Source organism: Archangium gephyra, assembly GCF_042230915.1.
Classification (GTDB): domain Bacteria; phylum Myxococcota; class Myxococcia; order Myxococcales; family Myxococcaceae; genus Archangium; species Archangium gephyra_B.
Genome location: NZ_CP102578.1, coordinates 2,826,590 through 2,848,257, shown reverse-complemented (window position 1 = coordinate 2,848,257; position 21,668 = coordinate 2,826,590). Strand labels below are relative to the sequence as shown.

General features: G+C 69.7%; 20 protein-coding genes. 10 read left to right on the top strand and 10 right to left on the bottom strand.

Annotation, left to right across the window (positions count from 1 at the left end):
- Nucleotides 1–8: 8 nt before the first annotated feature.
- On the bottom strand, nt 9–953 hold the full coding sequence (locus tag NR798_RS11380) for a hypothetical protein (RefSeq protein ID WP_375771486.1): 945 nt from the start codon (nt 951–953) through the stop codon (nt 9–11).
- 379 nt (nt 954–1,332) lie between these two features.
- On the opposite strand from NR798_RS11380, the gene NR798_RS11375 reads away from it, so the two are divergent.
- Nucleotides 1,333–1,764, top strand: a complete 432-nt coding sequence (locus NR798_RS11375; RefSeq protein ID WP_375771485.1) for a hypothetical protein — start codon at nt 1,333–1,335, stop codon at nt 1,762–1,764.
- 119 nt (nt 1,765–1,883) lie between these two features.
- Here NR798_RS11375 and NR798_RS11370 read toward each other — a convergent pair whose 3' ends face one another.
- The 4 genes from NR798_RS11370 to NR798_RS11355 all read right to left on the bottom strand — a co-directional run bounded on the left by NR798_RS11370 (nt 1,884) and on the right by NR798_RS11355 (nt 7,656).
- Complete coding sequence (locus NR798_RS11370; RefSeq protein WP_375771484.1) at nt 1,884–4,352, bottom strand: acylase; 2,469 nt, start codon at nt 4,350–4,352, stop codon at nt 1,884–1,886.
- 114 nt (nt 4,353–4,466) lie between these two features.
- Nucleotides 4,467–5,345 carry a type II CAAX prenyl endopeptidase Rce1 family protein gene (locus NR798_RS11365; protein ID WP_375771483.1) on the bottom strand — a complete coding sequence of 293 codons (879 nt, stop codon included), beginning with the start codon at nt 5,343–5,345 and terminating at the stop codon, nt 4,467–4,469.
- Complete coding sequence (locus tag NR798_RS11360; protein ID WP_375771482.1) at nt 5,345–5,905, bottom strand: hypothetical protein; 561 nt, start codon at nt 5,903–5,905, stop codon at nt 5,345–5,347. Before NR798_RS11360 ends, NR798_RS11365 begins: the two co-directional genes overlap by 1 nt.
- A gap of 167 nt (nt 5,906–6,072) precedes the next feature.
- Entirely contained in the window at nt 6,073–7,656 is a 1,584-nt protein-coding gene (locus NR798_RS11355; protein ID WP_375771481.1) for a hypothetical protein, read from the bottom strand.
- A gap of 228 nt (nt 7,657–7,884) precedes the next feature.
- Here NR798_RS11355 and NR798_RS11350 point away from each other — a divergent pair, with 228 nt between their 5' ends.
- Both NR798_RS11350 and NR798_RS11345 read left to right on the top strand, forming a co-directional pair.
- The gene (locus tag NR798_RS11350; RefSeq protein ID WP_375771480.1) at nt 7,885–8,703 is read left to right on the top strand and encodes a hypothetical protein; all 819 of its coding nucleotides are present in this window, start codon (nt 7,885–7,887) and stop codon (nt 8,701–8,703) included.
- Between the two features lie 136 nt (nt 8,704–8,839).
- Nucleotides 8,840–10,123 carry a hypothetical protein gene (locus NR798_RS11345; RefSeq protein WP_375771479.1) on the top strand — a complete coding sequence of 428 codons (1,284 nt, stop codon included), beginning with the start codon at nt 8,840–8,842 and terminating at the stop codon, nt 10,121–10,123.
- Nucleotides 10,124–10,145: 22 nt separating this feature from the next.
- Here NR798_RS11345 and NR798_RS11340 read toward each other — a convergent pair whose 3' ends face one another.
- From NR798_RS11340 to NR798_RS11330, 3 genes are all read right to left on the bottom strand, one after another.
- The gene (locus NR798_RS11340; protein ID WP_375771478.1) at nt 10,146–10,619 is read right to left on the bottom strand and encodes a hypothetical protein; all 474 of its coding nucleotides are present in this window, start codon (nt 10,617–10,619) and stop codon (nt 10,146–10,148) included.
- Between the two features lie 210 nt (nt 10,620–10,829).
- On the bottom strand, nt 10,830–13,142 hold the full coding sequence (locus tag NR798_RS11335) for an RND family transporter (protein ID WP_375771477.1): 2,313 nt from the start codon (nt 13,140–13,142) through the stop codon (nt 10,830–10,832).
- Nucleotides 13,139–13,894 (bottom strand): sterol desaturase family protein, encoded by a 756-nt coding sequence (locus NR798_RS11330; RefSeq protein WP_375771476.1) that lies wholly within the window; start codon nt 13,892–13,894, stop codon nt 13,139–13,141. The genes NR798_RS11335 and NR798_RS11330 overlap by 4 nt, the downstream gene beginning before the upstream one ends.
- Nucleotides 13,895–14,232: 338 nt before the next feature.
- Between NR798_RS11330 and NR798_RS11325 the strand changes: the two genes are divergently transcribed.
- Together NR798_RS11325 and NR798_RS11320 are read left to right on the top strand one after the other, a co-directional pair.
- Nucleotides 14,233–14,739, top strand: coding sequence for a hypothetical protein (locus NR798_RS11325; RefSeq protein WP_375771475.1), 507 nt, complete (start codon nt 14,233–14,235; stop codon nt 14,737–14,739).
- 2 nt (nt 14,740–14,741) lie between these two features.
- The gene (locus NR798_RS11320; RefSeq protein ID WP_375771474.1) at nt 14,742–15,212 is read left to right on the top strand and encodes an SMI1/KNR4 family protein; all 471 of its coding nucleotides are present in this window, start codon (nt 14,742–14,744) and stop codon (nt 15,210–15,212) included.
- Between the two features lie 9 nt (nt 15,213–15,221).
- On the opposite strand, the gene NR798_RS11315 is transcribed toward NR798_RS11320, so the two are convergent.
- Together NR798_RS11315 and NR798_RS11310 are read right to left on the bottom strand one after the other, a co-directional pair.
- Nucleotides 15,222–16,553 carry an ankyrin repeat domain-containing protein gene (locus NR798_RS11315; RefSeq protein ID WP_375771473.1) on the bottom strand — a complete coding sequence of 444 codons (1,332 nt, stop codon included), beginning with the start codon at nt 16,551–16,553 and terminating at the stop codon, nt 15,222–15,224.
- 211 nt (nt 16,554–16,764) lie between these two features.
- Nucleotides 16,765–17,586: an SDR family oxidoreductase gene (locus tag NR798_RS11310; RefSeq protein ID WP_375771472.1), complete on the bottom strand. Its 822-nt coding sequence runs from the start codon at nt 17,584–17,586 to the stop codon at nt 16,765–16,767.
- Between the two features lie 106 nt (nt 17,587–17,692).
- Between NR798_RS11310 and NR798_RS11305 the strand changes: the two genes are divergently transcribed.
- The 5 genes from NR798_RS11305 (at nt 17,693) to NR798_RS11285 (ending at nt 21,642) form a co-directional block, all read left to right on the top strand.
- A complete protein-coding gene (locus tag NR798_RS11305; RefSeq protein ID WP_375771471.1) occupies nt 17,693–18,016 on the top strand; it encodes a hypothetical protein in 324 nt (107 codons plus the stop codon).
- A 50-nt stretch (nt 18,017–18,066) separates the two neighbouring features.
- Nucleotides 18,067–18,267 carry a hypothetical protein gene (locus NR798_RS11300; protein WP_375771470.1) on the top strand — a complete coding sequence of 67 codons (201 nt, stop codon included), beginning with the start codon at nt 18,067–18,069 and terminating at the stop codon, nt 18,265–18,267.
- 92 nt (nt 18,268–18,359) lie between these two features.
- Nucleotides 18,360–20,003 (top strand): ribonuclease J, encoded by a 1,644-nt coding sequence (locus NR798_RS11295; protein WP_375771469.1) that lies wholly within the window; start codon nt 18,360–18,362, stop codon nt 20,001–20,003.
- A 17-nt stretch (nt 20,004–20,020) separates the two neighbouring features.
- Nucleotides 20,021–20,518: a YajQ family cyclic di-GMP-binding protein gene (locus NR798_RS11290; RefSeq protein WP_375771468.1), complete on the top strand. Its 498-nt coding sequence runs from the start codon at nt 20,021–20,023 to the stop codon at nt 20,516–20,518.
- A gap of 2 nt (nt 20,519–20,520) precedes the next feature.
- On the top strand, nt 20,521–21,642 hold the full coding sequence (locus NR798_RS11285; protein ID WP_375771467.1) for a hypothetical protein: 1,122 nt from the start codon (nt 20,521–20,523) through the stop codon (nt 21,640–21,642).
- Nucleotides 21,643–21,668 lie beyond the last annotated feature (26 nt).

Sequence of the window (21,668 nt, the reverse complement as noted above, 5' to 3'; positions counted from 1 at the left end):
CCTCCAGCTCACGGACGCGTGGTCGACAGGTTGGGCATCGCGATCCAACCCCAGTGCCCGGACTGGACATAGCCGTACAAGAAGTTGAGGGTGGCGGACACCCTCACCGCGCTCCCGCTGCTGCAATCGTAGAGCGGCAGCGAGACGGAGTGCTGAACCTGCGCGCGCTTGAAGTTGAGCCCGGTGTTGTTCGGGTAGACGGCCTTCGTCGGCGAGCCCTTTCCGGGCAGGTTGGTGATCAGGTTGATGCGGCCATTGCGCCCCAGGTAGTGGACGGCCATGTTGCCGGCGGGGCAGTCGTTGGTCACGTGCAGCCCCTCGTAGGGCGCGTTGTTCGACGGGATGATGTACCAATCGCTGTAGGTGCCACCCGGATCCGGGGCCGGCCGGTAGTTCGCGGCCACCCAGTTCATGATGTTGGTGTAGCCCGCGTCCAACAACTCGGGCCGGACCCAGCCGCTGATCGCCCCGTTGCTGGTGGGGACCGAGAAGCCCATGACCAGGTAGTTCGCGGAGACGGTGGAGATCGTCTTCCTCGTCCCCAGATTGATGCGCAGCTTCGTCCCGGTGGTCACGCTGCCGAGCGCATTGCCCAGGCTGTCATAGACCGTCAGGGGCGAGGTGGCCGTGAACCAGTACGTCTTCGTGTTCCGATTGCACATGCGGGGCCGGGGATCACACTTCATTCCCCCGAGCTCGCAGTTGTTGGGGCTGTTGATCGAGTCCACGCCAGGGTCGCCGGTTCCGCAGGCCGCGGAGTCCGCGACAGTGCACGGGTTGGCGGCCCAGTCCGCGGTGCACTCCCCATCCAGCTCCTGTTCCGCGGAGGCGAGCCCGTCCCCCACGGCCTCGGGTGGCCTCACGTCCGTGCCACAGGCCGCCAGCACGGAGACAAGCAGGCCCAGCCCCCAACGGCACGAGGAATACGTCAGCGTTTGTGTGATTGACCGCATGGTGCGGAGTCCTTTCATTTCGAACGAGAAAGCGGCTTGCAGGGTTTGATCATGCAATAACCGCCATCCTTTCTCAATCAGTCAAAGCTGTATTCCTAGACAAATCCGTCGATGCTCGCAGCCGCAGGGATCTGTCTCCCCGCCCGAATCCGTCCCATGTGTTGGATTGCAACGGGACTGGAGGCGTCTGTTTCGCGCCTCCCTAGCTGTTATCCACTACTCAAACCGCTCCGGTGTCTCAAACCTTGGGAATGACCCTTATCAAGTACAGCCGTGGAGTGGATTTCCTATCAATTCCAGTAATCGGTGCTAGTGTGCGCGCATCGGCGGCAGGGCTTCCACTTCGGAGCCGAGCGCCGTTCCGAGCAAGGAGTAGTGCGTGAATTCTGGAACCAAGTTGCTGCGTGCGGTTGCGCTGATGACCACGGGCCTGGCGCTGACGGCTTGCGGTGGGGCCATGACGGAGGAGGAGGCCGCCGCTCTGGAGGCCGAGTCCATGAACACGTCCGCGGCGGAGCTGGGCTCCTGTGCCGGCTGGTCCGAGTGGAGCGCCACGGGCGGCTCCTACTGCGGCAGCCACAGCACCTGCGGCTACACCTGGAGCTGCGACTACCTGCGCAATGGCGGCACCACGGCCATGGATGTGAACCAGCAGATCTACTATTGCGACGATGGCTCGCCGGCCTACAAGGTCTACAACCCGGCCACCTTCAGCGAGCAGTCCAGCTACCGCGTGTGCTTCGACCAGTACGGCAACTACACGCATACGGAGTACCAGTACCAGTACGCGAAGAGCGCCTGCGGCTGCTGAGCCGCCGCGCCCGGGGGGCCACTGCTGACGCGTGGCCTCCTCGGTCCCTTCCGCATCGACTCCGCCGCCACGGCGGCGGAGTCAGCACCCCGCGCAAGCCGAGCCCCGCCCCCGCCTGCTCACTCCTGGAGCATCAGGACGGAGAGCTCCGGGTCGCTGGCGATCTCCGCCTCGGTGAAGCGCATGTCCACCCACTGCTTGCCCGAGTACAGCCACGTCTGGTCCGCGAAGTAGGGCGAGGCCGGGTTGGTGGACTGGGAGTAGGCCAGCACGGAGCGTCCCACGGGCCCGGTGGGGGTGAAGGACACCGCCATCACGAAGCTGGTGCCGAGGATGGGCGCATAGGTGCCATCCCCGACGACGCGGTTGCCCATCTGGTTGAAGCACCCCTCGGCATGGCTGCAGCCATGGATGGGAATGAACGTGCCGTTCTTGCGCGTCCCCTGCACGGTGCCGAGCGGCGCATCCAGGCGCACGCCCCGGTCATTCAGGGTCTGGACGGCGAGCCCGAGCGCCTGGAGGACCTGGGGATGCAGCGTGTTGAGGGTATGGGGCGTGCTCACGGGGCGTGACGCATCGAACGGCACGAGGTAGGGGCCGCCCGTCGCCTTCGTCACCTCCGCCATGAAGACGCGCCAGAGCAGCTCGCCGGTGCTGTCCAGGTCTCCCCGGAGGTTCCACCCGGCCAGCACGGGGCAGGCCTTGCTCACGTCCACCCAGCGCCCATCCGCCAGGAGGACGAAGGGAGAGCGCCGGCACATGGCCACCGCCGCGTCCCGCAGCAGCTCGCCGGACAGGTTGCGGTTGTTGAACATCACCGTCTGCAGTTGCTCGAGCGTGAAGCCCCTGCCCTCCATCCCATCCGTCCCCTCCAGGCGCTGCTGCACCATCTTCAGCCCGAGCCGGGTGCGCAGGCTCCGGGCGGTCCGCTCGTCGCCGATGATGCGCGGGTACCCGGTCAGCGGCTGCGCCGGGTTGCTCAGCCAATAGCTGTCATTGGAGTTGGTCACGTAGTCGGCACGCACCAGGTGCGGCTGCCGGCCCGGACCGAGGATGCCGGGCTCCACCGCGTCCGCGTCCGCGCCCCACTCGCAGTCCGCGCGCGAGCCGTCGAGCACCGGCAGCCGGGACGCCTGCAGGATGAGCAGCGCCACCGGAGACAGCACGCAGCGGGTGATGTGCTCGTTGGTGACATGCGGGGTGACGGAGACGTCCGAGTAGTACGTGCGGCCTTGATCATCCGCCGCCACGGTGTTGACCCAGGGGATGCCCTGCCAGGTGTGCTGCGCCTGCCGGAGCTCCTCCACGCTCTGGGCCTTGTTCATCGCCAGGAACTGGTCGAGCACGCGCAGGTTGGTGGCATTGGCGTCGCGGAAGGCGTAGCCGGTGAGCCCGCTCCACGACATCTGGCCCGCGGGGTACTCGAGCATGGGGCCGTGGTGCGACTGGTAGAAGGTGTGCGAGCGGGGCTCCAGGGTCCCATCCGCCGCGCGCGCCAGCACGGTGACGGTCCGGGCCGTCATCGGCCGGAGCTGGCCCTCGTGGAGGTAGGTGGTGGGGCTGCCCGGGACGAGCTTCAACTCGAAGGGCGTGAAGTGGAAGGAGGTGGAGACGGTGTGGCTCCACGCCAGCCGTGCGTTGTGGCCGATGAGCACCACCGGCACGCCGAGCAGGCTGGCCCCGCTCACGTCGAGCTGCCCGGGCAGGGTGAGGTGCACCTGGTAGAAGCGCTCGGAGCCTTCCCAGGGGAAGTGCGGATTGGCCAGCACCATGCCCTGCCCGTTGCGGGTGGCCTCGCGCCCCAGCCCGTACGCATTGCTGCCGAAGCCCAGGGACTCGGAGCGGGGGAAGACGTTCGGATCGATGCCCGCGGGCAGCGGAAGCGGCAGCGGCCACGAGCCATCCGGCAGCGGCGACGGCGGCCGGGCGTCGACCAGGGCGTCGAGGAAGAAGCCGGAGGTGGCCAGCAGGCTGAGCTGGTAGTAGCGCCGGTAGAGGTCCATCTCGGTGATGGGGCGGACCCACTCGGCCCCCCGGCACCGCGGGTCGGGCAGCGCGTCCACGCCCGTGTCGCGCAGGTAGCGGTTGTAACCGGCGGCATAGCCCTGGACGAGCTCGCGGACCTCCTGGGACGGGCCGAGCGGCGGCGTGAGGGCCAGCAGGGACTCCACCGTCCCGGCGTCCTTGATGGACTGGTAGAAGAAGTCGCTCTTGAGGTTGAGCAGCTCCCCACCCAGGGGGGCGGCATAGGTGGCATCGGGCCCGAAATACCGCGAGCGCCGCGCGTCCACCGTGACGAGCGCCTGGGCCAGCTCACACAGGTTGTCCTGCGCGAAGGCGTAGCCGTAGCCATAGCCGAGGCTGGCGTAGTCGTTGGCCAGCACATGCGGGATGCCGTGCGAGGTCCGCCGGAGGGTGGCCGTATATCCACCCGCCTGGGCGGTGAGCCTCACGGCGGACAGCGAGGGCGCCTGGGGCTCGGCGCCAGGGGCGGACGTAGGGGGGCGGGCATCGCAGGCGGCGAGCAACAGGAGCGCGGCGGCGAGCACCGGCCCTCCGTGTCGTTTCGCTCCGTCGTATCCAGGCATCGGGGGCTCCATTCAGGAGGGTCCAAGGGCACCCGGGTCTGTCCCGGAGTACCGAGTCCTCCTGAATTGAATGAAACCGCCCCCGGTGGATCTCCCGACCCACTGTTGCCGCCCCTAGGGGTGGAGCTCGGACCAGACGACGTACGCGTTCCAGGCCGCGTGGACGGCCATGCTGGGATAGAGGCTGCCGGTCCGCTGGCGCAGCAAGCCGAGCACCACTCCAATCACGAAGTGACTGGGGAAGATGGCGACCCCGAAGTGCAACACCGAGAAGAGCGCCGCCTGGACGAGCAACACCTCGGTCGCCGTCAGCAGCCCCTCCAGCTTCGCCATCATGTAGCCGCGGAAGGCCAGCTCCTCGAACACCGCGGGGCACAGCGAGATGAGCACGTAGATGGCCCAGGGCTCCCAGCCGGCGGCCAGGAAGGTGTCCGTCATGCGGATGAGCGGGAAGCCCAGCGCCTCGAGCGCGGAGAAGTAGACCGAGCCGAACGCCAGCAGCCCGGCGAAGCTGCCCACCGCCGCGAGGCCGCCGCGCCAGCCCACTCCCGTGCCGAGCAGCGGCGCCACCGTGCCGCGCGCGGCCACCACACACGCCAGGACGGCCACGGCGCCGATGACGGTCATCACGACATCGACGGGCGCCTCCTCCGCCCCCGCCTTGAGCGCGATGAAGCCCGCGACCGACACGGAGATCAGGGTCAGGAACAGCCACGCCACGCCCTGGACCTCGCGCCAGGCCTGCTCTCCCACCGCGTGTCCATCGAGCGGCTCGGGTGGCGCCACGGCCTCCCCGGGCAGAGGCTCGGGTGCCGCGGCCTCACCCGGGAGCACGGCCGCATCGCCCACGGACACGTCCACCGGCGCGGCCACGGCCACGGGCGCGGCGTCTGGAATGACGGGCGGAAGCATCGTTCCGCACGTGCGGCAGAACCTCGCCTCGAGTCCGTTGGGGGCGGCGCAGGCCGTGCAGCGCCGCGTGGAGGCCTGCATCAAGCAGCCGGCCGCCTCGTCATCGCCCGCGCCTCGAGCGCCGCCTTGAGCCCCTTGCCGAGTGCGACGATGGCGAGGATCTTGATGATCATCCCCTTGGGAATCGAGGTGGGATCGATCATGGCGCTGACGAGGTGGACCACGAGGAACAACGCGAAGGCGCAGGCGATGGCCGGCAGCGGCGCGCGCTTCGCCCAGACCCACAAAGCCGTCATCAGGCCGGCCACGAGCAGGTTGACCATGAGCACCTGGTACGGCTCGCGCTCGACCGCCACCCGGAGCTCGCCCGCGGTGTAGACCTTGCCGTCGATCGGCTGCAGCACATCCTCATCCTGGAACTGCTGGAGGTGCTCCAGGGCCTTGTTCGTCTCCACCTGCTGGAGGGCGAACATCAAGAAGCCGGAGATGGCGAACAGAATCGCCAGCGCGCCGATCCACTTCGCCCCTTCCCGCACCTTCTTGCCGCGCTCTTCCGTCTCGGCGTCGACCACCTCCTCCACCGCCCCCACCGCGTGCAGGGCCGCCCGGTCCGCCTCCACCACCGCCCGCCCGCACCCCACACAAAACTGGTCCCCCGTGCGGATGCGTGAGGAACACGATCCACAGGCAATGCTCATCTCAGCGTTCATGGGGCCAGCATAGATGGACCCTTCACGGCGGTGCCAGCCACCCCCCTCCCCGGGCCTCGTCTTCGAAAGCAACAGGGGTTTCCCTTATGAGACCACCGTCATTCCGGCGCCGAGCCGCCCGCGAGGTTCCCCCAGGGCGTGAGCCAGCCATGCTCCGGTGCACGCAGCCCCGCCGCGGGAATGCCGGTGAGGATGGCTCCCGGCATGTCGTCGTTGTTCCGCGAGTCGCGCTGGACGGCCACCCACTGGCCCTCGTGCAGCAACCCCCGCTCGAGGCCCGTGACGAGCAGCTCGCCCTGCAGCCGCGGCGGTTGACCCTCACGGACGACGTACCGCCGCACGCTGCCAATCGGGTGGTAGGGAGACGTCATCAGGTCGGGGTAGTAGAGGGGCTGGATGAGCAGCACCGCCCCGTCCGCCGTCAGGTGCGCCGCCGCGCTCTTCTGGGCCTCCAACCACGGGGCGGGGCCCGGCACCGACGCCTCGGAGAGCCGCGCCCCCGTACCGCGATTCAGCAGCCGCACCCGGGTGCAGGCGCGCACGCCCTCGCAGCCGGACACCACCGCCGCATGGGTCTCGCTCAGCAGCACGTACTCGACGCCCGCCGCCTGCCAGCGGTAGCGCAGGTGGCCATTGCTGGGAGTGCGCACGGTGCCATCGTCCAGGAACAGGGTGTCGCGGAAGACGGCCACCGGCGCACCGGCTCCGTCCCACGTCCAACGCACCTCGCCCTGGGTGGACAGGGAGACCACGCGCGGCTGCGACTCCCCCGGGCTCCGCAGCGCGAGGTACAGCTGGCCCGACTCGTCCGCGAGGGGCTTGCCCTGGAGCTTCCCCGAGAGCTGGCGCGTCCAGCCCCACTCGAGCCGCTCCAGCGACAGGCTGCCCACCCACACCCCACCGGACGTCAGCGGCCACACCAGCACCAGCTGTCCGGGAGCACCCTGCACCCAGAGGGGCTTCTCCACCGCTGGCGTGACGCCCTCGGCGGCCAGCCGCTCCGACAGCAGCCGGTCGAGGTCGAAGTCGCGCGGCCCCTCGCCACCCTCCAGCGTCAGCACCGACCACATCCGCTGAGCACGCTCCGGCACCCAGCGCTGGCCCACCGCGTGACGGCCGTGCAGCACCCACGGGTGGCACGGGGCCACCCCCTCGTGCAGCGGCTGCTCCCGGTCCGGCCGCTCCGGGTCGAAGCGGGTCAGCCGGCACTCGGAGTGGGGACCCTGGAAGCCCGCATCCCGCGGTGACGTCATCCCGGCGAGCAGCAGTCCTCCTCCGGGTGCCTGTCCCGCCAGCTCCCAGAGGTGGATGCCCGGCCGCCACCCCCAGGCGGCGTACGGAGGAGACGCGAGGATGCACGCCCCGCCTCCATCGCAGCTCCCCCCTGGCAGTGCGTCCGAAACCGTGCAGCGCGTGCCCGCGGCGAGGGGCTCCAGTGCGCATTGCCCGTCGCGAAGCACCATGCGGCGGCAAGCGAACACCCGGCCGCACACGGCCTCTTCTCCCGGTGAATCCGTCTCCGGCGTCTGCGTGGAGGGTGGAGCCACCTGCTCCGGCTCACTCGCCACCGGAGGTTGCTCCTTCCGGGCCCCGCCTCCACACCCCAACATCACCACGCCCACCACCACCACCCAGCCTGCCCGCATGCCCTTGCCCCTCGCGCCCACGGTCACGATGGCCATGGCTCCCGGCACGTGCCACCCGGGCCCACCCCGCGCCGGCCGGGAGGGGCGGTGTGTCACCTCCGCGTCGTTGTTCTCCGTCCCGGGGGCGATTCACGGCGGACCGGCCACCGTCCCGGCCTGGACCGGCGCCGGGAATTCCACCCGCGGTGCGTGCAACCCGGGTGGCCCCGCGCCCGTGCCCCTTGCCCTCGCCACACGCGGCGGGATCGGCCAGCATGCGGGGCCATGGATTACTACGCGGACGTGCTCGACCACATCGGGCGAACTCCCCGGGAGTTCGGCGCCATCCACCTCCACGTGGAGCCCGTCACCCGCGGGCCCACCGGGGAAGCCGTCGCCGTCCTGTGGCTGCAGGCCGCCTTCGAGCCCCTGGCCTCCCGTGGCCATTCCCTCCTGGTGATGGGCCGGCAGAAGCAGGGCCCCGCGCAGCGGATGCTCGGCCAGTTTCCGCTGCCGTCCCTCGAAGGGGGACGCGTGGTGCGCTGGCGCCTGCCCTTCTCTCTCCCCCCGGAGGTCGACGAGCTCCACTTCCAGGTGAGCGCGAAGCTCCACCCCAAGGCCGAGCGCGTCCGCCCCGCGTGGAAGCTCTTCGACACCTTCGAGATTCCCAAGGAGAGCGACATGAAGACGGTGTCGTCCTCTCCCGACATCGAGTTCGACCTCGCCGGCTCGTTGGTGGGCTCGGTGTTGTCGGGAGGGCTGTCCCTCTCCTTCGGGGTGGGCTTCGGCTCCTCCCAATCCCCGAGCCTCGCGAGCGCCACGGCCGTCAAGCGGCACGCGGCGGCACAGGCCCCGGACTTCCTCACCGCCGCGGTGGTCGAGGGCGTGGTGCAGGCGCTGTCCGAGCCCCACCTCGAGACCGTCTGGACACCGGGTATGCCCCTGCCCGAGGCCACCGTGTCCCCGGTCTGGCAGCAGACCCCGGCCGAGCAGGCGCCCCCGCGCAAGGCCACGCGTACCTGCTACGCCTGCGGCTTCGAGGGCCGGAGCGCCGATTACGAGCGCTCCACGCTCTGCCCCCAGTGTGACGCGCCCTGGGGTTAGGTCAGGTGCACGGACAGCGCATCCCGCTGTACACGGGGATGTGCAGGTTCCAGCGCACGAGGCCCCGCCTCCTGGCCCGGACGAGGAGGCCTCGGGGGCGGCGAGCCCTGGCACACGGGTTGCGATACCGCGCCGCATGTCCCTTCGTTCCCGCCCGATGCACCGCCTGCTCCGCACCACCCTCCTGCTCTCCCTCCCGCTGCTCTCCGCGTGCGAGCAGCCACCGCCCCCCCAGCCCGCGACCCAGACGATCCGGGGCCAATTGCCGGGCTACCCCAACCCCGGCCCGGCCTACGCCGGGGCGAAGGTGATGATTCCCGGCCACGCCCCGGTCACCCCCGATGCCTCCGGTGTCTTCGAGATCCCCGGCGTGCAGACGCCCTATGATCTCGTGGTCCACTACCCGGCCGCCAACGGCACGGGGTTCGTGGTGCTCGTCCAGGGGCTCCAGCGGAACGATCCCACGCTCCCGGCGAACTACTCCGCGACCCGGCGCGCGCAGGTGTCCGGGACGTTCTCCGGCCCCAGCTTCCCCCTGCCGGCCGGCCGCAAGCTGGCCGTCGTCTTCGAGACCCCCCTCTCCATCGGCGCTCAGGGCACCTTCACCGAGAGCACCTACTCGCACGAGGTGACGTGGCCTGATGCGGAGTCGATGACCGGCACCCTGCACGCGATGGAGCTGGGAACGGATCCCAGCACCGGCCAGCAGACCTACGGGGCCTATGGCCGGCGCGAGGGAGTGACGCTCACCCAGGGAAGCGCTCTCTCGGGGCAGGACATCGCCCTGAGCCCGATTGGCACCGCGTCCATCACCGGCCGCGTCACCGACATTCCGGGGCAGACCCTCCAGAAGACCTCCGTCACGCTCGAGATCGCGAACGAGCGGGGCATGAGCCTCTTCAGCTATTCGCCGGCCACGAGCGACTTCCAGCTGGCGGTCCCGGACCTGGCGGGAGCGACCTTCAAGGTGCAGGCCTCGCTGAGCGGAAGGGGCGACCTCGAATACACCCAGGTCTGGAAGACGGGCGTCCGGGCTGGCACGACGGACCTCGTCCTGACGGCGCCAGCGCCCACGCGGTTGCTCTCCCCCGCCAGCAAGGCCCAGGTTGACGATCTGTCCGCCGGATTCTCGTGGGAGGGGCCGCCGCGGGCGCTCTACCAGTTCGATCTCCTCGCGTCCGTCGGGGGCGAGCCCCACTACCAGGTCATCCAGGTCATCACCACCGAGACGCACGTGACCGTGCCCGACCTGAGCCCGCTCGGCCTCACTGCCTCGCGCCGCGGCGCGAGCTACTCGTGGATGGTCTCCGCCTACGGGCCGGTGGAGAGCGTGGAAGAGTGGATGTGGTTCACGCCGAGGCCTTCCGAGTCCCGGTTCTCCAGCGGGAGCGGGCTCAGCAGCTTCACCACCGCGCCGTGAGACACCGCCTCGCCCAGACGATCTACTTCCCCACCCGGGTGAGCGTGGCGTTCTGGAAGTAGGAGCCCGGGTACAGCCTCCCCCGCGCCGTGGCCGTCACCGTGCCCGCCATGTCGAACCGGCCGCTCCCTCCCGAGAGCGAGACCGTTCCGCGCGTGAGCGTCAGGGTGACGGTGAGGCCGTTGTCACCGGGGTACGTGCAGGAGCCGCCCGGCCTGAGGGTGGCTCCCGCCTCCTCGACATCCGCGAGCAGGACGCACCGTCCCGCCGCATCGGTGAGCAGGAGCTCCGAGGCCGTCCCCTCCGAGACGCGGAACGTGTCCGAGACCTGAGTGGAGTAGTGGCCGATGTCCTGGATGCTGTAGTGGGCGGTGCCCGTCACCGCGTAGACGCCGTGGAACGCCTGGCCGGCGGAGCCACAGCCCGAGCTGGCGAGCAGCAGGAAGGACATCGCGCACTGCCGCTTCAGGAAGCTTCTTCGTGGGATGGGTCGCATGCGCCGCGCCCTGTGCAGAAGCCCTGCCACGCCCCCCGAGAGACCCGCTCCGAGTGTCACGCCCGTCGGGGCGCGCCCCCGACCATCCAGCCCGTGGGATGGGCATCGCGCCTGGGGAACGGTGCGGGCCTTGGTGCAGCACGGGAGCGGGCTCCGGCGAGAAGCGGCGGCGGGCAGCGGGAGGGCGGAGCGCACGAGCCCCGCCGCGGCTCACCGCTCGCGAGGCGGACCGAGCTCCGGCTTCAAGGCCATCAACAGCACCGGGCTCAGGAACGCATCCGCGAGGCCCGCCACCCAGAGCGTCAGCCCGGTCAGCAGGCCCAGGTGGGCGATGCCCTCGAAGCGCGAGAACTGCAACAGCAGGAAGCCACCCGCCACCGCCGCCGAGGTGACGAACATCGCCCGCCCGCACTCGCCCAGCGACGCCAGCGCCGCCTGCTTGTGCGGCTCGGAGGCGCCGTCCTGCTTCAGCCGCAGGTAGCGCCGCTTGAAGCGCACGAGGTACTGCAGCGTGTCGTCATCGGCGATGACCAGCGCCATGCTCGCGATGATGACCGTGGACGGCTTGAGGCTGATGCCCAGCAGCGGCATCACCCCGAACAGCACGCCCACCGGCAGCACGTTGGGCACCAGGCCGATGAGCGCCAGCTTCGCGCTGCGCAGCACGAGGAAGAACGCCAGGAAGCTCACCACCAGCGCGGACAGGAAGCTCTGGAGCAGCCCGCGCGTCAGCATTCCCGTCACGTGCTCGGTCATCGCCAGGTTGCCCGTCACCGTCGCCCGGTACCCCGGCGGCACCTCGCGCGACACGAAGGCCCGCGCCGACTCCACCAGCTCCTGCATCCGCCCCGCCCCCACGTTGGGCAGCAGCGCCACCACCCCGGCCGCGCTCCGGTTCTCCGACAGCACCGTGTCCAACGGCTGGTAGCGCGCCAGCCGCGTCACCGCCTTCTCCGTCGTCTCCTCCGTCCGCACGAGCAGCTCCGGCCCGAAGACGGCCTCGTACACCGGCTCTACCATGCGAGGCAGGCTCACCACCGGCGGGTGCTCGGGCAGGGCCGCGAGGTACGCGTCCACCCGCTCCTGGAAGGCCATGGCCTCCGGAGACAGCGCCGCCCCCGCGCGAGCCCCCTCCGGCGCCAGCCCCTCCGGCTCCAGGAAGACGGCCAGCGGCACCAGTCCCCCGAGCGCGCCCTCCGCGTACGTCAGCTCGGCCGCCAGCGGCGAGTCCTGGCGCAGGTCATCGAAGACCCGGAACTCGTGCCGCAGCCGCGTCATGGACAGCAGGCTCAGCAGCGCCACCACCGCCGCCACGGTCATGACGCGCCGGGGGCGGTGCACCACCTGCCGCTCCACCCACGCCAGCACCGAGTCCAGGGGCCGCGTCCGCGAGGCCCTCAGCTCCCGCCGCGCCCGGGCCGCCGAGGCCCGCGAGCGCAACGTCAGCACCCACGGCAGCACCAGCATGTTGGCCACCCACGCCAGCACCACGCCCATGGCGGTGGCCAGACCGAACTCCCACACGGCGGTGAGGCCGATGAAGCCCATGGACAGGAAGCCCGCGGCGATGACCAGCTCGGTGGCCAGGCACGGCCCCGCCGCGTTCGCCATGGCCTCGGTGAGGGCCTGTGCGTACGGAGTCCCCGCGCGGCGGCGCTCCTCCAGGTCCGACAGCACGTGCACCGTGTCCGTCAGCGACACGATGAGGATGACGATGGGCGCGAACGAGGTGAGCACGCCGAAGGGCACTCCCACCCAGCCCATGGCGCCCACCATCCACATCCACGACACCACCAGCGTCGCCGCCGTGGCCAGCACGGACCAGACGTCGCGGTAGGCGAACGCCACCAGCCCGAGGATGACGAGCAGCGCCAGGGGCAGCAGCCGCCCCATGTCCTCCTCCACCATGAGGGCCAGCGTGGCGCGCACCGCCGGTGCCCCCGAGAGCGTCAGCTTCACCTCCGGCCCCGCGTGGCGGGCCAGCAGCGCCGCGGCCTGGAGGGAGAAGGCGCGCTCGGCGAGGATCCGCTCGGCCCCCGCTCCCGAGGCGAGCGACACCTGCACCACCGAGAGGTCGCGCGTGGGGTGCACCAGCACGCGCGTCAGGGGATCCTTCCGGGCCAGGGCGAGCGCCTCCCGGAGCGCCTCCACGCCCTCCCGGGACTCGTCGGGGAAGAGCAGCCCCCGCGCCGTCCGGGCCGAGGCCGGTCCCACCACGTGCCGTACCCGGGGCAGGCCGCGCAGCTCCTCCTCCAGCTTCGCCAGGGAGACGAGCCCCGCGGGCGTGAAGACGCCGGGGCCCTCGGCGATGACGAACACCTGCGAGTCCTCACCGGGGAAGGCGCGCCGGTAGCGGTCGAAGTCCGCCTTGGCCGTGTCGCCGATGGGGTGCATCCGCTCGATGGAGGGGTCCATCGGCACGCGCGCGGCGCCGAGGCCGGCCAGCACACAGAGCGCGAGCAGCCCCAGGCCGAGGCGCCACCGGTGCGCGAGCAGACGCTCGAAGAAGGCGAGCCAGGTCACGAGCGCTGCCTACGCCAACCCGAGAGGAAGTACAGCATCTCCTTGCGGTAGCCGAAGGGCTCGCGGGCCTGCGGGGGCAGCCCCACGGGGGCGGTGGCCGTCTCGGGCTGGGGCCAGTGCGCGGTGCCGAAGACGACGTCCCACACCGTCAGCGTTCCGCCGTAGTTGCCCTGGCCGACGCGGCGGTGGTGGTGGCGGTGGTAGGCCGGGCTGATGATGAGCCAGTCCAACCAGCCCAGCGAGTACCCGAGCGCCGAGTGGTGGTAGGTGAGCCCCACCGAGTACACCGCGAAGTAGAGCTGCACGGACAGCGGGGAGAAGCCAAGGGCGGCCAGCAGCGCCACCAGCGCCGAGCCCGACAGCACCACCTCCAGCGCGTGCGTGTGCGTCACCATCCAGACGCTGAAGTGCTCCTCGCGGTGGTGCTGGAAGTGGAAGCGCCACAGGAAGGGGTGCTGGTGCTTCACCCAGTGGCTCGTCCAGCTCACCAGCTCGGCCACGAGCATGCAGGCCACGAAGTCCAGCACGGGAGGCAGTGTGCCGGGCTGCATGAGCGTGGGCAGGTGGGTGTGGAACCACGCGGCCGCGGACTGCACGAGCATCGTCGGGATGAAGCTGGTGAAGAAGAAGGCCCAGTTGCGGCGGCGCCTCGGCCCGGCCGCGAAGCTGTCCGTCCGGAACTGCGGGTCGCGCAGCTCCAGGAGCACCAGCGCCACCATCGCCAACGCCGTCCCGGTGTGAATCAGTGCCAACGTGTCCATCCGCCAACAGAATTGCACGAGCCGGGCCGGGCCGCCCAGTACCCCCCTGCCCCCGCTTCCTGGCTGGAAGGGCGCAGTCCCTGTGCAGGACGCTGTACGGAGCCGTGCACGGGCGGGCACGGCTTCCCATCCATCAGGGCAGCCCATCCTCGAAAGGAATCCCCATGAAGCTGGCCAGGACGGTGGTGTCGTTGGTGCTCCTCACGGGATGTGCGACGAGCCAGGGAACGGGCGGTTCCGGAACCGGAGGAGCGGGTCCTTCGCCCTCGCCCGCGGCCAGACCCGCGGTGAGGAAGGAGCTGCCCTGGTTGAACGTGCCAGGCGGAAGGATGAAGACGACCCTCTTCTATGGCCCCTGGCAATGCAGACGGGAGTTCATGAACGATTGCCAGAAGCAGTGCGCCCGGGAGAGCCTCCCACTCAAGGGCTGCATGTGGCTGGCCGACCTCAGATTCGAGTGGGAGGGAAGCCTCGTCCTCTTGCCCGTGCCCGTCGAAGCCGGTAGCCGCTACGGCATCTATCACTGCTGCTGCGACTACCCCACGCTGCCCAAGGCGAAGAAGGAAGTGGAGCGCAAGAAGTGGGACAACTTTCGAGAGTCCTTCCGGCAGAAGTGGGGCAAGAAGTTTGGAGAGTGGCCCGAGCAAGGTGACGTGTTCTGGCCGGGCCATCACATCCGGGACCTCTGGCACGGGGGCGCTCCGGTCGATCCCAACAACATCATTCCCGCCGAGCCCGGCGTACACGACGAATACGGTCGGCAGTACCCCGGCTGCTACGCGGGTCAAGCCCCCTGGAATACAGTGGGCCCCGACCTGCCCTACACGGACAACTGACGATGAGCACCCCCATGAGCAGCCTGCTCGAAGAGGTCTCGCGCGACCACTTTCCGCAGACCCCCGCTACGCCCGATGAGATCGAGCAATTCGAGCGCCGGGTGGGCTGGAAGTTGGATCCAGACTTGCGTGCCTTCTACTTGCACTGCAACGGGGCGTCTCTCATCCAATGGCAGGATTCACCCTATAAGATCCTGCCCCTCTCGAAGATCGTCCGGGCGCGGGTGGCCATTCGCCGCGAAGATGACGACAAATGGGGCCCGGCCTCGATGTACGCCCTCTGCTACGTGCGAGACGGCAACTATGTCGTTCTGGACGTGAGCCGGCAGGTGGATGGGCAGTACCCGCTCATGGATGGGGACCACGAGACCTGGCCCACCCCTGAATACCGCACGCAGATTGCCAGCTCGTTCTCGGAGTTCCTGGAGCAGATCCTCCGCACGCGTCGCAGCCTCTACTGGATACCGGAATAGAGGCCGGGCTCAGCGGCTGTTCTCCCACACCAGCCAGGCACGCGGCGGGGGCAGGGTCCTGCCCAGGAAGCGCTCGCAGCAGGCCTGGAGCGTGCTCAGCACCTCGGGCGTGAGCGTCACGTCTTCCGCTCGCCGCGACTGGTCCGGCTCGTAGAACCAGCGAGCGCCTTCCTCGATGGGCCCCTCGGGGATGGGCCGGTGGCCCACCACGCGCCAACCCGCGAAGGTCCGCACGAGGTCCGTCTCCTCCAAGCGCACGAAGGACTCGAGGCCCCAGTCGAACGCGGGCAGGCGGTAGCAGGCGGACACCTCCTGGTGCAGGAGCGAGAGGGCCTCGCGCGTGAGTTCCTGTCCCCCTGTCTTCATGGAGGGCTCCAGCAGGGAGAACTCCTCCTGGAGGCCGGTGTGAAAGCGGCGCAGCCCCCGAAGCAGCCGGGCGGGAGCCTGGAGGGCCTGGGCCGCGTTCTGCTCGAGCCGCAGCATCAACCCCATGACGCCGACCTCACGCGGCGGAGTGCCGCCCACCCGAAGACTCATCTCCACGAACCAGTTCGGATGCGGGAGGACGCCCTCCAGGCCCCGGCAGTCGCCCGCCAGATAGGGCTCAAGCGTGGGAGCCGTATGCCCGATGACGATCGCCGGGAGGATGTCGTGCTCGTAGGAGGTCTCGTAGCCGATATCCATGCGCATCAGTCCCACCTGGGCCCGCTCGGGCTCGTAGCGGAACGGATGCGTTCCCCGAGGGCAACCCGCATCCTCCAGGAGCCGGACGGATCCGGCATCACCCCGCTGCAGCGCCAGATCGAGCGCCGTGGCGCCGAGCACGTCCCGGGCCGAGGGGTCCGCCCCCGCGCGCAGCAGGGCCTCGGTGGCCTCGGGCGTGGAGGCGTAGTGCAACGGGCGCGCGCCCAGCCGGGCCTGGGCCGCGACGTCCGCGCCTCGCTCCACGAGCAGCCGGATGAGGTCCGCATGTCCACCCAACGCGGCCCGGTGCAGGGGTTGCTCCTCCGTCCCCTTTCGCACGCGCTTCACCTTCGCACCCGCGTCGAGCAGGGCCCTCGCGGCCTCCAGCCTGCCGTCATGGGCGGCCTGGTGCAGGGGCGTCCATCCCTGGACTCCTCCGTGCGGATCCGCTCCCACGGCGAGCAGGGCCCGCACCGTCGCTCCATCCGCCGCGACGTGCAGGGGCGTGACCGCTACGCCGAGGGACTCGAGCTTCAGGCTGGAGCTCCGCAGGCCGCCGTGCTCCCGCAGCACCCGGGGGATGTCCTCCACGCGGCCCTCCATCGCCACGGAGTAGAGATCCTCTTCCTTCGGCTCCTCGTTCTCACCGTCGTTCATGGAGGGGCCTCCTCGGGCTCGCTACGCCGGTGCCGGACTTCCGTGGAGGAACCCCTCGAGCGCCTCGTCCACCAGACAGGTGAACATGGACTTCTGAGCCGAGGCCCCGCACTCGTAGTCGACTACGAGCAATGTATGCGGGTGTGGGACTCCACTCGTAGTCGACTACGAGTGAACCGCTCCCGCCCGAGTCCCTTCGCGCCTCCCCGCCTCAGTCGAGGAAGAAGTCCTGCATCGGCTCGGTGCCGGGCTTCACCAGGTACTTCGAGAAGTCCGTCACGCCGGTCTCGCGCAGCAGGTCCTCGTCGATGAAGAAGTTGCCGGTGCTCGAGCGGCTGTCGCGGGTGAGGATGAGGTGGGCCGCGTCGGCCATGATCTCCGGGGTGCGGCTGGCCTCCATCATGTCCTGGCCGCCGATCATGTTGATGGCCGCGGTGGCGATGACGGTGCGCGGCCAGAGCGCGTTGAAGGCCACGCCCCGATCCCGGAACTCCTCCGCCATGCCAAGCACGCACATGCTCATGCCGTACTTGGCCATGGTGTAGGCCACATGGTTCTCGAACCACTTGGGCTTCATGTTGAGCGGCGGCGAGAGGGTGAGGACGTGCGGGTTCTTCGCCTTGAGCAGCTCGGGCAGACAGGCCTGGGTGGTGGCGTAGGTGCCGCGCACGTTGACGCCGAACATCAGGTCGAACTTCTTCATCGGCGTCTCCAGCGTGCCCGTCAGGCTGATGGCGCTGGCGTTGTTCACGAGGATGTCGATGCCGCCGAAGCGCTCCACCGCCTGCTTCACCGCGGTCTGGAGTTGGTCCTCGAAACGGATGTCCACCATCAGGGGCAGCGCCTTGCCGCCCGCCTTCTCGATCTCCTCGGCGGCCGAGTAGATGGTGCCGGGCAGCTTCGGGTGGGGCTCGGCCGTCTTGGCGGCGATGACGACGTTGGCGCCGTCCCGGGCCGCGCGCTTCGCGATGGCCAGGCCGATACCCCGGCTCGCGCCGGTGATGAACAGGGTCTTCCCCTTCAGCGTGTTCACAGAGGATCCTTTCTCCCGCCCGGAGGAGCGGGCCATTCCGCCCCTTGCGTACTTCGTCCCGGCGGAGAGCGCCAGCACCACGGGCCGGTTTGACGGAAGCACCTTCGTGGCTACGTTGAAGCCGATGTCCGGCCCTCTCCACCACATGACTCGCTGGCTGAGGCTGGCGCTGGCGTGCCTCGCGCTCCTCGGGGCCAGTGCGTCGGCGCAGGCGCTCCCGACCGCCGCGGCCGTGGTGTCCGTCTGGGTCGAGCGTCATGAGCCCGAGAGGCCTCGCACGGTGGCCCAGGCGCCCGTGCATCGCGGGCATGAGTCCTCGCAGGAGGTACGGCGCGTCTCGCGTCCTCCCTTCGCTGGCGGCATCCGCGAGGCCCGTGCACCGGGGCCACCGCGCCGCCTCTTCCTCACGCATCGCGCGCTCCTCCACTGAGCCTCTCCGGAGTCCCGTTCCGGAAAGTCCCTCTGCTGGAGGAGTACGTCATGCCCTTGCTTCCCAAGGCCGTGCGCACCTTCGTGCGCGCCAGCCTGCGCTTCGCCTTTCGTGTGGTCCGCTTCCTCTTCATCCTCGGGCTGATCGTCCTGCCCGCGCCCCTGACGGCCTGGGTGGTCGTCATCCTGGAGCCGCTCCGCCGCAACGTGCCCGCCGAGGTGCTCCGGAAGGAGGAGCTGCCTCCCACCTGAAGACCCTCACCCCAGCCCTCTCCCAAGGGGAGAGGGAGCGGGCGGGCGATTCCTGAGGCCGCCTGCCCCTCCGTGCTCATATATGTAGACGCATGCTCCATGTGATTCCCCTCGGAGGGCTGGGTGAGATCGGCCTCAACGCGATGGTCATCGCCTGCCGTGGGGAGATGCTCCTCATCGACTGCGGGCTGATGTTCCCGCCCATCGGCACCCTGGGCGTGGACATCATCCTCCCGGACTTCACCTACCTCCGGCGGAACGCCTCCCTGCTCAAGGGCATCCTCCTCACCCATGGTCACGAGGACCATGTCGGCGCCCTGCCCTTCCTGCTCAACGAGGTGCCCGTCCCCGTCTACGGCACCCGCTTCACGCTCGGCCTGGTGCGCCACCGGCTCAAGGAGCTGGGCGTGGAGGCGGACCTCCGGGAGATAGAGCCCCGCAACCCCTTCCCCGTCGGCGCCCACTTCAAGGTCGAGGCCACCCGCGTCACGCACACCGTGCCCGACGCGGTGGGCTACGTCGTCCACACCCCCGAGGGCCCTGTCATCCACACCGGGGACTTCAAGCTGGACCCGGACCCCATCGACGGCCTGCGCACCGACCTGGAGCGCTGGGGCGAGCTGGGCGAGCAGGGCGTGCTCTGCCTCCTGTCCGACTCCACCAACTCCGAGCGCACGCACGAGACGGGCAGCGAGCGCCTGGTGGAGCAGACCTTCGAGCGGCTCTTCCACGACGTGCGCGGCCGCATCGTGGTGAGCATGTTCGCCTCCAACCTGCACCGCATCCACCACGTGCTGGACCTGGCCCGGAAGCTGGAGCGCAAGGTGGTGATGATGGGGCGCAGCCTGATGCGCAACATCGAGATGGCTCGCGAGCTCGGCTTCCTCCCCTCCGTCACCGACGGGCTCTTCGTCCCGCTCGACAGCGCGGCCAGCCTCCCCCCGGAGCGCCTGCTGGTGCTCGCCACCGGCTCCCAGGCCGAGCCCCGGGCCGGCCTCTCGCAGCTCGCCGCCGGGGAAGGCCCCCTGCGCCTGGGCCCTGGAGATCTCGTCGTCCTCAGTGCCCGCGCCATCCCCGGCAACGAGCGCGCCGTGTCCGGCCTCATCGACCAGCTCCTCTGGCGCGGCGCCCGCGTCATCTACCCGGACCTGGAGCCCGACGTGCACGTGTCCGGCCATGCCAGCCAGCCCCAGCAGCGGCGCGTGCTGGACCTGGTGCGCCCCAAGAACTTCGTCCCCATTCACGGCGAGTTGCACCACCTTCACCGACACCTGGCCACCGCCAAGGAGTCCGGGCTGTCCCCGGCGCAGCTGCTGCTGGCCCAGGATGGGGACTTGCTCGTCTTCGAGGAGGGCCAGGGCCGCTTCTCCGGCAGCGTCCCCACCGGCCGCATCTACCAGGACCGGTTCGGCCAGGGGGTGGTGACGCCCGACATCCTCCAGGAGCGCACCCGGATCGCCGAGACGGGCATCATCGTGGCGGCGCTCGTCATCGAGCGGGCCAGCCTGTCGCTGCTGGCGGGCCCCCAGCTCACGGGCCAGGGGCTCAACCTGGACGAGCAGGTGCTGCTGCCCCGGGTGGCCGAGGACGCCCGGGGCTTCTTCCTGGAAATGTCCCCGCAGCTCCGGGGGGATGACGCCCGGGTGCGGGAGGAGCTGGCCCGGGCGGTGCGCCGGGCCTTCAAGCTGTATACATCCAAGCGGCCCGTCGTGGTGCCGATGGTCATCAAGGTGTGATAAGGGCGCGAACTGCCATGCCTTCCTTCGACGTCGTCTCCAAAATCGACATTGCCGAGCTGGACAACGCGGTCAACCAGACCAAGAAGGAGATCTCCACGCGCTACGACTTCCAGGGCGTCAACGGGGATGTCGTGCTCGCGCCGGACAGAACCTCCATCACCGTGAAGGCCAACAGTGAGGAGAAGGTCCAGGCCGCCAAGGAGGTCCTCCTCTCCAAGCTGGCCAAGCGCGGCATCTCCCTGCTGGCGCTGGAGTACGAGCCCATCGAGAAGACGGGCCTGGCCAACGTGAAGCAGCTCATCAAGCTGCAGCAGGGCATTCCGGTGGAGAAGTCCAAGGAGCTGGTGAAGCTGCTCAAGGACTCGAAGCTGAAGGTCCAGGGCTCCATCCAGGCGGATCAGCTCCGGGTGACGGGCAAGAACAAGGACGATCTGCAGGCCGCCATGGCCCTCTTCCGCAAGGAAGCGGACAAGCTGCAGCTCGACATGCAGTTCACCAACTTCCGGGACTAGCCGTGCGCTCACTCGTCGTTTCCGCCCTCCTCGCGGTGCTCGTCCCGGGGGCCGCTTCCGCGCAGGAGAAGGCGCAGGCCGCGAAGCCCCGGCCCGTGAAGTCCGTGCCCTCGTTGCCGCGCGAGCCCAAGCTCGACGGCAACCTCAAGGACTTCCCCGCCACGCTCACCCTCAAGCCGCCGGCCTCCATGGACGCCAGCGCCTCCTTCACCGCCCGGGCCGGGTGGCGCAAGGACACCCTCTTCGTGGGGGTGGAGGTCACGGATGATCAGCTCCAGGCCGGGGACGTGCTCACCCTCACGCTCTTCTTCCCGGACGCCGGCACCACCGCCACCGGCCACGAGTTCCGCTTCGCCTTCGATGGCAAGCGCGCCTCGTCCGCGGACAGCCACACCTCCGAGTTCGCCCAGAAGCTGGTGGACGTAGGCGTGAAGCGCCAGGACAACGCGCTGGCGCTCGAGGTGGCCATCCCCGCCCGGGCCCTGCCGCGCTTCCCCGCCGAGGAGCCGCTCACCTTCGACCTGTGCCTCACCTACGAGGACGTGGACGCGGCGGGCTCCAAGCCTCCGGCCGTCTCCAACTGCAAGGGCGGCGGCATGCTGGGCGAGGCGCTCCGGCTGCCGGACGACTTCCGCAAGGGCCTGAAGCTCAAGCCGCCCAAGGGCGTCATCGCGCTCGAGGGGCAGCCGGACGGCTGGCTGGGCCACGACATCCTCCACTACCCGGCCTGGGTGGAGGCGGACGCGCGCCTGACGCCCGGCCTGCTGAAGGTGCTGGTGACCCCCAATGCGGTGGACGCGGCAACGGTAGGGGTAGAGGTCCCGGAGACGCTCTCCCTCCCGAATGGAAAGCCCCTGCTGGTGGTGTTGTCGGGCGAGAGCCCCTACCTCGCCAACGGCACGTGTGACTCGGACAAGGAATTGCGCCTCGGCCTCTACCTGGTGAAGGGGAAGGCGGCGCAACGGGTGCTCGAATGGCCGGCCGCAACCTGTGCGCTGGGACGAGCCACCTCGGTAGTGCTAGATGAAGACGGTGCGTTGAGCATCGGTTACTCGAACGGCCCGACCATCAACTTTGCTTGGAGTGGCGACCACTTCGAGCGGACCGAACTCGGAAAGCGGTAAGCGCTGTGCAGAATCCCCCAGAGACC